Origin of the sequence: Sedimentitalea xiamensis (genome assembly GCF_030164465.1) — a bacterium.
Lineage (GTDB): Bacteria > Pseudomonadota > Alphaproteobacteria > Rhodobacterales > Rhodobacteraceae > Sedimentitalea > Sedimentitalea xiamensis.
Window position 1 is genome coordinate 59,942 of the sequence record NZ_JASNJE010000024.1, and the last position, 11,437, is coordinate 71,378.

Annotated in this window: 8 protein-coding genes; all 8 read right to left on the reverse strand. The window is 65.0% G+C overall.

All coding sequences use genetic code 11. From position 1 onward, the window contains the following. On the reverse strand, window positions 1-1,191 hold the full coding sequence (locus QO034_RS16955; RefSeq protein ID WP_284486716.1) for an acyl-CoA dehydrogenase family protein: 1,191 nt from the start codon (window positions 1,189-1,191) through the stop codon (window positions 1-3). 106 nt (window positions 1,192-1,297) lie between these two features. Then, window positions 1,298-2,470, reverse strand: coding sequence for an acetyl-CoA C-acyltransferase (locus tag QO034_RS16960; RefSeq protein WP_284486717.1), 1,173 nt, complete (start codon window positions 2,468-2,470; stop codon window positions 1,298-1,300). Continuing rightward, window positions 2,467-4,563, reverse strand: coding sequence for a 3-hydroxyacyl-CoA dehydrogenase NAD-binding domain-containing protein (locus QO034_RS16965; RefSeq protein WP_284486718.1), 2,097 nt, complete (start codon window positions 4,561-4,563; stop codon window positions 2,467-2,469). The genes QO034_RS16960 and QO034_RS16965 overlap by 4 nt, the downstream gene beginning before the upstream one ends. Window positions 4,564-4,780: 217 nt before the next feature. Beyond that, window positions 4,781-5,476, reverse strand: coding sequence for an urea ABC transporter ATP-binding subunit UrtE (urtE, locus tag QO034_RS16970; protein ID WP_284486719.1), 696 nt, complete (start codon window positions 5,474-5,476; stop codon window positions 4,781-4,783). A gap of 4 nt (window positions 5,477-5,480) precedes the next feature. Further along, complete coding sequence (urtD, locus tag QO034_RS16975) at window positions 5,481-6,221, reverse strand: urea ABC transporter ATP-binding protein UrtD (RefSeq protein WP_284486720.1); 741 nt, start codon at window positions 6,219-6,221, stop codon at window positions 5,481-5,483. Continuing rightward, window positions 6,218-7,450 carry an urea ABC transporter permease subunit UrtC gene (gene urtC / locus QO034_RS16980; protein WP_284486721.1) on the reverse strand — a complete coding sequence of 411 codons (1,233 nt, stop codon included), beginning with the start codon at window positions 7,448-7,450 and terminating at the stop codon, window positions 6,218-6,220. The genes urtD and urtC overlap by 4 nt, the downstream gene beginning before the upstream one ends. Window positions 7,451-7,528: 78 nt before the next feature. Further along, window positions 7,529-9,502: an urea ABC transporter permease subunit UrtB gene (urtB, locus tag QO034_RS16985; protein ID WP_284486722.1), complete on the reverse strand. Its 1,974-nt coding sequence runs from the start codon at window positions 9,500-9,502 to the stop codon at window positions 7,529-7,531. Window positions 9,503-9,559: 57 nt separating this feature from the next. Continuing rightward, on the reverse strand, window positions 9,560-10,837 hold the full coding sequence (urtA, locus tag QO034_RS16990) for an urea ABC transporter substrate-binding protein (protein ID WP_284486723.1): 1,278 nt from the start codon (window positions 10,835-10,837) through the stop codon (window positions 9,560-9,562). Window positions 10,838-11,437 lie beyond the last annotated feature (600 nt).

Genomic DNA, 11,437 nt, shown 5'->3' on the forward strand with positions numbered 1-11,437 from the left:
TCAGCCTCCCATCTTCACTTTGGCGATGATCCCGCGCTGGATCTCGTTGGAGCCACCGAAGATCGACAGCTTGCGGTTGTTGAAATACTTGGCCGCGACGGGTCCAGCATAGTCCGGCCCGATCGGATCGTTGTCACCCTCGACCAGTTCGGAAGCGAACGGCATCGCGTAGGGTCCGGCGGCGCGGCGGGCGAGATCGTTGATCTCTTGCCGAATGATCGTGCCCTTGACCTTGAGCATCGACGCCTCGACGCCGGGCGCCTGCCCGACCGCGGCCTTGGAGATGATGCGCAGGTTGGTGGTGGCCATGGCCATCAGGTCGATTTCGACCTTGGCGACGCGCGCGGCGAAATGCGGATTGACGGCGAGCGGCTTGCCGCCGGACATCTCGGCGCGGGCCATCCGCTTGACCGAGGCCAGACCGGCCTCGGAAAACCCGACGCCTGCGATGTTGGTGCGCTCGTGGGTCAGGAGATACTTGGCATAGGTCCAGCCCTTGTTCTCCTCGCCGACGAGGTTCTCGACCGGAACCTTGACGTCGGTGAACCAGACCTCGTTGACCTCATGCGTGCCGTCCAGAAGGATGATCGGCCGCACCTCGACGCCGGGCGTGTTCATGTCGATCAGCAGAAAGGAAATACCCTCCTGCTGCTTGACATTGGGGTCGGTGCGCACGAGGCAGAAGATCCAGTCGGCATACTGGCCCAGCGTCGTCCAGGTCTTCTGGCCATTGACGATGTAATGGTCGCCCTCTCGTACCGCGCGGGTCTTGAGCGAGGCAAGATCGGAGCCCGCACCCGGCTCGGAATAGCCCTGGCACCACCAGTCGGTGCCGTCCAGAATGCGCGGCAGGTAGTGGCCGCACTGTTCCTTGCTGCCGAATTTCATCAGCACCGGGGCCAGCATCGACAGGCCGAAAGGCACGATGCGCGGCGCGCTGGCAAAGGCGCATTCCTCCTCGAAGATATGGCGCTGCACCGCGTTCCATTCGGCCCCGCCGAATTCCCTGGGCCAGTTCGGGGCCAGCCAGCCGCGTACGTTCAGAATCGCGTGCCACTGTTCCTGCTCGGCCTTGTCCGGATGACCGCCGCGGCGGATCTTCTCAGCCAGGTCCTTGGGCAGCTTCTCGTCCAGAAAGGCGCGCACCTCGTCGCGAAAGGCGATTTCCTCGGGGGAATAGCTCAGGTCCATTTGTGCTCTCCTCTCATTGCACAACGACAGGGTCTGGCGACGTCCGGCACCCCGTGCCGGACCGTGTGCGCCCGGCCCTCGATGGGCGGGGCGTACGCCTCCGCCTTCAGTAGATCTCGAACAATCCGGCAGCGCCCATGCCGCCGCCGATACACATTGTGACGACGCCCAGCTTCGCGCCGCGCCGCCTGCCTTCGCGCATCAGGTGCCCGACCATGCGCGCGCCGGTCATGCCGAAGGGATGGCCGATGGCGATGGAACCGCCGTTGACGTTGCATTTCGCGTCATCGATGCCCAGCCGGTCCCGGCAATAGAGCGCCTGGCTCGCGAAGGCCTCGTTCAGCTCCCAGAGGTCGATATCGTCCACTTTCAGCCCGTGCCGCTCCAGCAGGCGCGGCACCGCGAAGACGGGACCGATGCCCATCTCGTCGGGCTCACACCCCGCGACGCAAAAGCCCTTGAACGCACCCATCGGCGCCAGGCCCTGCCTTTCCGCATCGCGGCTTTCCATCAGCACCAGCGCCGCCGCGCCATCCGACAGCTGGCTCGCGTTGCCGGCGGTGACAAAGCCGCCCTCGCGCACCGGGCCAAGGCCCCGCAGGCCCTCGATCGCGGTGTTCGGGCGGTTGCACTCGTCGCGGTCCACCGTGACCTCTTGCAGCGATATCTCGCCGCTCTCCTTGTCCTTCATCGCCATGGTGGCCTGCATCGGCACGATCTCGTCGTCGAACAACCCGGCCTGCTGCGCCGCCGCAATGCGCTGCTGGCTGCGCAGGCCGTATGCGTCCTGATCCTCGCGGCTGATGCCGTAGCGTTCGGCCACGATATCGGCGGTTTCGATCATCGCCATGTAGATCGCGGGCTTGTGTTCGGCGATCCAGCTTTCCTCGGCACGTCGCGCCTTGGGCTGCACCATGGAGATGCTTTCGACGCCGCCGGCCACCATCGGTCCGGCGCCTTCCGTGGTGATCGCGTTGGCCGCCAGCGCCACGGTCTGCAATCCGGACGAACAGAACCGGTTGACCGTCATGCCGGACGCGGTGACGGGGAGCCCGGCCCGGATGGCGATCTGGCGGGCGATATTGCTGCCGGTCTCGCCCTCGGGATAGCCGCAGCCGATGGCGCAGTCCTCGATCGTGGCCGGGTCGATTCCGGCGCGCTGCACGGCGGCGGCGACCGCATGGCCGCCCATGGTCGCGCCATGGGTCATGTTGAAGGAGCCACGGAAGGATTTGGCCAGCCCGGTGCGGGCGGCGGACACGATGACAGCCTGTTTCATGCGGCAGCCTCCTTGTTCAGATCATCGAAATTGCGCCCTTCGGCCACGAGTTGTTCGAGCAGCGGCGCGGGTTCCCAGAAATACGGATCTTCTTTCGCATAGGACTTGATGTCCTCCAGCAGGCCGGGCAGCCCCTGAAGGTCGGCCCATTTCAGCGGCCCGCCGCGATAGCGCGGGAAGCCGTAGCCGAACAGCAGGGTCATATCCACGTCGAGCGGACGCCGGGCGATGCCCTCGCCCACGACCTTGGCGCTTTCATTAACCATCGCCGCCATGTAACGGCGCACGATTTCCTCGTCGGTGAACGCGCGCGGGGCGAGGCCCTGTGCGGCGCGTTCGGCCTCGATCAGGGGCAGAACGTCAGGATTGGGCACCCGCGAGCGCGGCCCGGCGGCATAGTCGTAGTAGCCCTTGCCGGTCTTCTGGCCGAAATGGCCGCCCTCGCAAAGCGTGTCCGCATAGGAACTGTCGCGCGCTCGGGGATCCAGCCCCTCGGCGCGCTTCCTCTTGCGCACCGCCCAGCCGATGTCGAGCCCGGCGAGATCGGCGACCGCGAAGGGTCCCATGGCGAAACCGAAATCCTCCAGCGCCTTGTCGATCTGGTAGGGGCTGGCGCCGTCCAGGATCATGTGATCGGCGCATGTGCGGTAGGTCGAGAGGATCCGGTTGCCGATGAACCCGTCGCAAACCCCGGCGCGTACGCTGATCTTGCCCAGCCGCTTGCCGAGGGCAAAGCCGGTCGCCACCACATCGGGCGCGGTCCGATCGGCCACCACCACTTCGAGCAGCTTCATCACATGCGCGGGCGAGAAAAAATGCAGCCCGATCACGTCGGCCGGGCGGGAGGTGACGGCGGCGATCTGGTTCACGTCGAGATAGGAGGTGTTGGTGGCCAGCACCGCGCCGGGTTTCGCGACCGCGTCGAGCTGGGTGAAGACCTTTTTCTTGACCTCCATTTCCTCGAACACCGCCTCGATGACCAGATCCGCGTCTTTCAGCGCGCCGTAATCGGTGGCCAGAGTGAGGGCCTTTTCGGTCAGGGCCTCGAATTTCTCGGGGCTGATCTTGCCGCGTTTCAGCGCGCCCTGCAGATTGCCCGCGATCCGGCCTTTCGCGGCCTCCGCCGCCTCGGGCGTCATTTCCAGCATGGTGACGGTCAGCCCCGACAGCAGCGCAGCAGTGGCGATGCCGGCACCCATGGTGCCACCGCCGATTACGCCGATAGCGGACAGCGGGCGCGGTTCCACGCCTTTCAGTTCGGGCAGCTTGCCCACAGCGCGTTCGGAGAAGAAGGCGTGAATCAGCCCCTCGCGCTGATCGGTGTTCATCAGGTCCATGAACAGTTCGCGTTCCCGCTTCATGCCCTCGGCAAAGGGCAGTTCGGCCGCCGCCTGCACCGCCCGCACGGCGGTGGCGGGCGAAATCTGGCCCCGGCCCTTTTTCAGCACGGAATCATAGACCGCGTCGAAATCGACCGGCGCAGGCGCATCCATCTCGCTGACCGGACGGCGCGGCGCGCCCTGGTCCAGCAGTTCCCGTGTATAGGCCAACCCGATATCGCGCGGCGCTCCATCCTCGATCCTGTCGATGACGCCAAGTTTCAGCGCTTCGTCCGCCTTGATGTGGCGGCCCGTGATGATCAGGTCGAGCGCGGCTTCTGTTCCCGCAACGCGGGGCAGGCGCTGGGTGCCGCCTGCGCCGGGCAGGATCCCGAGCAGAACCTCGGGCAGACCGACGCGCGCGGAAGGCACGGCGATGCGGTAATGGGTGGACAGCGCCACCTCCAGCCCGCCGCCGAGCGCCGTGCCGTGCATGGCCGACACCACCAACAGCGGCGAGGCTTCGATCCGGTCGCAGACCTCGGGCAGGCCGGGCGCCTTGGGCTTCTGGCCGAATTCGCGAATGTCGGCCCCGGCGAAATAGGTGTTACCCTCGCCATAGATCAGCACCGCCTTGGCCCCGTCGGTTTCGGCGCGGGCGATTCCGTCCATCAGGCCGACCCGCACGTCGTATCCCAAAGCGTTCACAGGCGGGTTCTGCGCCTTCAGAATGGCGATGTCCCCAATGCGTTCGTATCCGATGGCGTCTGTCATCAGCCCCCTCCCTTGAGATGATCCCGCGCAGCCTTTGCGCTGTTGGTTTGTAATCCCCGGAACCGCGCCCATGCAAACCCGCAAGTTGCGAACCTTGCGTCACAACCGCGGTCCGTCACCGGCTTCAGGCAGGCCCGTTCGACAGGATGGGCGAATCCCGGATTTCACTATGCGAAACCCTATTCCACAAAAATGCGTGGCCGCAACCGAATAAAAATCAGACCGAAACCGCAGCCACCAGATCGTCGCGGCCGAGCGTTGTCTTGTCGCCCCGGTCGATCACCGCGCCGCGGCGCAGGATCACGAACCGATCGCCAAGCTGGTAGGCAAAGTCGAAATACTGTTCGACCAGCACGATAGCCATGTCACCACGGTCGCGCAGGTATTCGATCACGCGGCCGATTTGCTGGATGATGTTGGGCTGGATGCCTTCGGTGGGTTCGTCCAGCAGCAGCAGCTTGGGTTTCGTGATCAAAGCGCGGGCGATGGCCAGCTGCTGCTGTTGGCCGCCCGATAGGTCGCCGCCGCGCCGCGCGGTCATGTCCCTGAGCACCGGGAACAGGTCATAGATCTCGTCAGGCACGAAATGTTCGCCGCGCGGCAGGCAGGCATAGCCGGTTTCGAGATTCTCGCGCACGGTCAGAAGCTGGAAGATGTCCCGCCCCTGCGGCACATAGCCGACCCCGTGCCGCGCCATCGCATGGCCCGGCAGCACGCCGAGCGGCTCGCCGTCGAGTTCGAGGCTGCCGGCGGACCGGGGATGGGTGCCCGAGATCGCCTTGAGCAGGCTGGTCTTGCCGACGCCATTGGTGCCCATGACGCAGGTGACCTGCCCGACCTCGGCGGTCATGCTGATGTCATGAAGGATCTGCGATCCGCCATAATGCAGGGAAAGATTGTCGATCTTCAGCATTCTACTAGCGCCCCAGATAGACGTCGATGACGTCCTTGTTGGCGGTGACATGGTCGAGCCCGCCCTCGGCCAGCACCGCGCCCTCGTGCAGCACGGTGACCTTGCAGTTCAGCCGGCGCACGAATTCCATGTCATGTTCGACCACCACCACGGCGCGGGTTTTCGCCGCCTGCACCAGCAGGTCGGTGGTGTGTTCGCGTTCCTCGAGCGTCATGCCCGCCGCCGGTTCGTCGACCAGGAGGAGCTGCGGATCCTGCGCCAGGAGCATACCGATCTCGAGCCATTGTTTCTGCCCGTGGCTGAGTTCGCCGGATTTGCGTGGCAGCTGGTCGGCGAGCCCAATCTCGCCCGCCAGTTCCTCGACCCTTTCCCGGTCGCGCGCCGAGCTGCGGTAGAACAGCACCGGGAACGGGCCGCGATCCTTCTTCAGCGCCAGGAGCAGGTTGTCGAACACGCTCTGGTCCTCGAACACGGTCGGGCGCTGGAACTTGCGCCCGACACCGGCGCGGGCGATCTGCGCCTCGCTCATCTTGAGGAGCGACACCGACTTGTCGCCCCAGATCACACGCCCCGTGTCGGGGCGGGTCTTGCCGGTGACGATATCCATGAAGGTGGTCTTGCCGGCGCCGTTCGGCCCGATGATCGCCCGCAGTTCCGCCTTGCCGATCTGGAAGGACAGGTTGTTGATCGCCCTGAACCCGTCGAACGTCACCGAGACGCCGGAGACCTCGAGAAGCGTGCTCATTCTTCGGCCTCCTTTTCGCGCAGGGCGCCGTCATCGGGGCCGAGGGCGGCGCCGTGGCGGCGGGGCGGGAAACGGCCGGCAGCCAGGTCGAACAGCCCGGCGATGCCCTTGGGCGCATAGATCGTGACCAGCACGAAGCTGAGTCCCAGCACCACCTGCCACCAGTCGACCCAGTTGATGGTGTAAAAACCGAGATCGACCGGCGGCACCTGCCCGGAGGTGAACCAGGTCGAGACCAGCGAGACGAAGGCGGCACCGATCACCGCGCCGTAGAGTCGCCCGCGCCCGCCGATGGCGACCCAGACCGCGAGGTAGACCGAGGCGATCGGGGCCAGTTCCGCCGGGTTGATGATGCCCGCCTGCGGATAATAGAGCGCCCCGGCGATGCCCGCGATCACCGCGGTCAGCACGAAGACGAAGAGCTTGTAGCCTTCGACCGAGTAGCCGAGGAAACGCACCCGCGCCTCGTCATCGCGGATGCCCCGGATCACGCTGCCGAACTTGCCCGACACCACCCAGGCCAGCAGCAGGTAGCCGAGCCCGAGCGCCAGCGCCGAACCCCAGAGGAACCAGAGCGAGATCAGGGATTGCGGGATGGTATCCGCGCCCGGCAGGTTCTGCAGGCCCGAGAGCCCGTTGTTGCCGCGCAGCCCGCTGTCGTTCTGAAACAGGTAGAGCGCCAGCGCCAGCGTCATCGCCTGGGTCAGGATCGAGAGATAGACCCCGGTGACCCGGCTGCGGAAGGCGAGCCAGCCGAAGACCAGCGCCAAGAGGCCCGGTACCAACACCACCAGCGCCAGCTGCGCCGGCAGGCTGGGCGCGAAGGCCCAGACCGCCGGGAAATCGGAACTGCCGACGACGCCGAAGATCTGGTTGCCGATGGCATCGCTGATCTCCTGAGGGGTCGGCGGAATTTCCACATCGGCCAGCGAGGTGACCACGATGTCGCGGGTGCGCTCGTACATCAGCCACATGCCGATCATGTAGCCGCCGAGCCCGAAGAACGCCATGTGGCCGAGGCTGAGGATGCCCGCATACCCCCAGACGAGATCCATGGCGATGGCGACGAGGCAGAGGCAGAGCGTCTTGCCCAGGGTCTTGACGAAGGAGGTCGAGATCACGCCGATGCCCAGCCCTTCGGACAGGATGGTGACCAGCAGGGTGAAGAAGGCGAGGCAGGCGATGAACACCAGGACCGAGGGGTGGCGGGCGAAGAAGGAGCGGGTCATCGTCTGCCTCCCGGCGCGGCGGGGGGCCGGCCCCCGGCACCCCCCGGAGTATTTGCACAAAGATGAAGACACATGGGCTCAGTCTCCTGCTGCGCGGCCGCGCAGCGCGATGATGCCGCGCGGGCGGAACTGGATGAAGATGATGATGAAGACGATCATGTAGGTCTGGGCCGCCAGCGTATTCGAAGGATTCAGCCACTCGATCCCCTTTTGCAGCGAGCCGATCATCGTGGCACCCAGCAGCGTGCCCCAGATGTTGCCGACGCCGCCGACCACCACGGTCATGAAGCTTTGCACGATGTAATCCTGGCCGAGCTCGGAGGTGACCTTGGCGTAGAGCCCGATGGCGACACCGGCGACACCGGCGATGCCGGAGCCGAGCCCGAAGCTGAGCATGTTCACCCGGTCCGGGTTGATGCCCATGCTGGCGGCCATGCGCGGGTTCTGGGTCACGGCGCGGGTTTCGAGCCCGAGCCTTGTGTGGCGCATGATGAACAGGAACAGCGTCAGGAAGATCAGCGCCAGCACGAAGATCGCGATGCGGATATAGCTGATCGACACCACATCGTTCAGCACCCAGGCGCCGTCGAGCCAGCCGGGCGAGGTCAGCGGCCGGGCCTGGGTGCCGAAGATGTTCTTGGCGATCTGCTGCAGCGCGATCGAGATGCCGAATGTGGCGAGCAGGGTTTCCAGCGGGCGGTGATAGAGATGGCGGATCACCAGCCGCTCCATCGCGACCCCGGCGGCGAAGGTGACGGCAAAGGCCAGCGGCAGGGCGACGAGAATCGACACGGTGTAGTCGGGAATGACCTGCTGCACGACATAGCCGGTATAGGCGCCCATCATGATGAATTCGCCATGCGCCATGTTGATCACGCCCATGACGCCGAAGGTGATGGCGAGGCCGATGGCGGCAAGGAAATAGATCGAGGCCAGCGACAGCGCGTCGAGCCCGAGATCCAGCGCCTGGTTGATGCCGACGCGGGTTTCAATCGAGCCCAGCGCCTGTTGCGCCGCGTCGGTGAGGGCGGCGGAGGGTTCGTCGTAGACATCATAGAACCGGTGGGCGGCGAGCGAGGCGTCGCGCTCAGCGGTATCGACACGCGGCGGCACCGCGCCGGCGGCGGCCAGCGCGTCATAGGCGCGGTTGCGCGCCTCGGGGTCCGAGAGCGCGGCGATCGGCACGCCGCCGACCCGTCCCTCGGCGATGTTCACCGCGAGCGCCTCGCGGATCGCGCCTTCGCTGACCAGGGCCGGCGCATCGCCGGCCGCGACCAGCAGGGCGTAAGCCTCGGTCACGGGGATATCGCGGCCCGGCACCAGGGTGCGGGCGACGTTCTGATCCCCGGCGAGGGGCGCGTCGGCCGCGGCAAAGGTCCGGTGGGTGCTGAGAAGCGGATTGAGGGTCGCGCGCACATCGACCGACAGATCGCCCGAAACCTCGGCAATCGCGGCGATACGCGCCGCCTCGTTGCTGTCATGGGCGATGGTCAGGAGCGTCGCCAGCCGCTGCTTGCGCGCCCTGATGTCGGGATCGGTTTCCGGCTCGATCGAAGCGCGCAAAGGTGCCAGCAGCGTGGCATCGGGCGCGCGTGCCAGCGAGTCGAGCGCCTGGCGACGCTGCGCGGGATCAGGGCTGTTCAGTTGAAACTGCACCAGCGCGGTGGCGATCAGCCCCTGCACGCCGCTGTTGGGCTTGACCTGTGCCAGCCCGTCCCTGGGAAATGCGCCGATGGGTTCGCCGGTGTCGAAATCGGTCAGTTCAAAGAGGCTGTTGTCGGTCTCGGTGGCGGCAAAGAACAGCCCGTCGGATTCGCGCTGCCAGATCTCGCGGGCCTGCCAGGTGGCGAGCACCGTTTCGATCTGCGGCAACCCGCTGGCGACCAGCGCGTCGATGACCGGCTGGATGGTCCTTCGCGAACTCTTGGCGATCTGGTCCGCATGGGTCTGGAGCAGATCCTGCACCGGGGTCCCGGACTCGGGCGCCTGTTGCGCGACAAGCGGCACGGCGAGCAGGATCAGGCCGGCGAGGGCCGCACGGAGATAGCGCATGGAGGGCTGCCTTGCTGGAGAGGGGACGATGCCCCCTCTCGCGTTCCGGATACGGGATCAGTAGTTGGACAGGGTCTGCACGCAGGTCTCTGTCTGGGTGTTGTACATGCCGCAATCCAGGGTCTTCCAGTCGGACTTGAGCACGGCGGATTCCGGAAGGTAGTCGGTCCAGGCATCGCCGGGAACTTCCGCGGTCTGGCTGATGATGTCGAACTGACCGTCTGCCTGGATTTCACCGATCAGCACCGGCTTGGTCAGGTGATGGTTGACCAGCATCTCGGCGGTGCCGCCGGTCAGGTTGGGCACCTGGATGCCGTACATCGCCTCACGCACTGCGTCGACATCGGTGGAGCCGGCCGCCTCGACCGCCTTGACATACATGTTGAAGCCGATGACGTGGGCTTCCATCGGGTCGTTGGTGACGCGATCTTCGCCAGCGAAGGCCTTCCACTGGGCGATGAATTCGTCGTTCAGATCGCTGTCGGCGGACTGGAAGTAGTTCCAGGCGGCGAGGTGGCCGACGAGGTTGGTGGTGTCGAGGCCCGAAAGTTCCTCTTCGCCGACCGAGAAGGCCACGACGGGAATGTCATCTGCGGACACGCCGGCGGCGGCCAGTTCCTTGTAGAAGCCGATATTGGCGTCGCCGTTGATGGTGCTGATCACCCCAACCTTCTTGCCGTCGGCGCCGAGCGCCACCACATCGGCAACGATCTTGGACCAGTCGGAATGGCCGAAGGGCGTGTAGTTCACGAAGATGTCCTCATCCGCGATGCCCTTGCTCTTGAGATAGCTTTCGAGAATGTTGTTGGTGGTGCGCGGATAGACATAGTCGGTGCCCAGCAGCGCGAATTTCTCGACCCCGAGTTCGTCGAGGAAGTAATCCGTTGCCGGAATTGCCTGCTGGTTCGGCGCGGCGCCGGTATAGAACACGTTTTTCGAGCTTTCCTCGCCCTCGTACTGGACCGGGTAGAACATCAGCCCGTTCAGTTCCTCGAGCACCGGCAACGCCGATTTACGGCTGACCGAGGTCCAGCAGCCGAAGATCACGTCGACGCCTTCGACGCTGAGCAGCTCGCGGGTCTTTTCGGCGAAGAGCGGCCAGTCCGACGCCGGATCGACCACCACGGCCTCGATCGGCCGGCCAAGGATCCCGCCCTTCTTGTTCTGCTCCTCGATGAGCATCAGCATCGTGTCCTTGAGCGTGGTTTCCGAGATCGCCATCGTGCCCGACAGCGAATGCAGGACGCCGATCTTGATCGGATCGGCGGCGAAGGCGGGCACAGTCAGCGCGCCAAGGGCGAGCGCCGCGGCCAGAGCGGTTTTCGTCAGGGTCATGGAATTCCTCCATGCAGGGCCACCCCCCACCCGGCCTTGCGCAGCGCACGAGGCGGGCCTAGATCTGCCCTGCAACGTTAATGTTGCAACCGTGTGGCGGCCGTTCGATTTCCACGTCTGTGGTCGCCACACACCCGATCCCTTTTCGAGCGTCTTGTCGCGGGATGGACACCCGCAACAGTGCTGCCCCGCAGCATCGGCGCAATAGAAGGCTGCGGATTCGGACATCTCGGTCGGGATATTCGTCTATTTTTTGCGCATATCGTTCGCACCTGCCCGATTATTGAGCGAAACAGGCCGTCGCATGGTGCCGATCCATTGAAAATCGCTGACTCCTGCGCCGAGATGAAGCGAAACCTTTTATTCTGGAATCGCGATTTTCGATTGCGGCACCTTCTGGTGTCTGCGGGAGTCTTGATTTATAGCTTGATTACAGTAGCTTACTTAAAATACGCCGAGACATCTTTCCGGAATAAAAGGGCTCTGTTGCACAAATTCCGTGTGGGATTCATCTCGTGAATCCAGCGTGGTAGCTGGGATGAATGAGCAGACCGACACCACCGACCTACAAGACCAGGAACTGGCCAGCCTATAACGAAG

Bases quoted from the DNA above. Each gene is read 5' to 3' on its own strand.
- QO034_RS16955 (WP_284486716.1), bottom strand. From the start codon at position 1,191: ATGGACCTGAGCTATTCCCCCGAGGAAATCGCCTTTCGCGACGAGGTG.
- QO034_RS16960 (WP_284486717.1), bottom strand. From the start codon at position 2,470: ATGAAACAGGCTGTCATCGTGTCCGCCGCCCGCACCGGGCTGGCCAAA.
- QO034_RS16965 (WP_284486718.1), bottom strand. From the start codon at position 4,563: ATGACAGACGCCATCGGATACGAACGCATTGGGGACATCGCCATTCTG.
- urtE (WP_284486719.1), bottom strand. From the start codon at position 5,476: ATGCTGAAGATCGACAATCTTTCCCTGCATTATGGCGGATCGCAGATC.
- urtD (WP_284486720.1), bottom strand. From the start codon at position 6,221: ATGAGCACGCTTCTCGAGGTCTCCGGCGTCTCGGTGACGTTCGACGGG.
- urtC (WP_284486721.1), bottom strand. From the start codon at position 7,450: ATGACCCGCTCCTTCTTCGCCCGCCACCCCTCGGTCCTGGTGTTCATC.
- urtB (WP_284486722.1), bottom strand. From the start codon at position 9,502: ATGCGCTATCTCCGTGCGGCCCTCGCCGGCCTGATCCTGCTCGCCGTG.
- urtA (WP_284486723.1), bottom strand. From the start codon at position 10,837: ATGACCCTGACGAAAACCGCTCTGGCCGCGGCGCTCGCCCTTGGCGCG.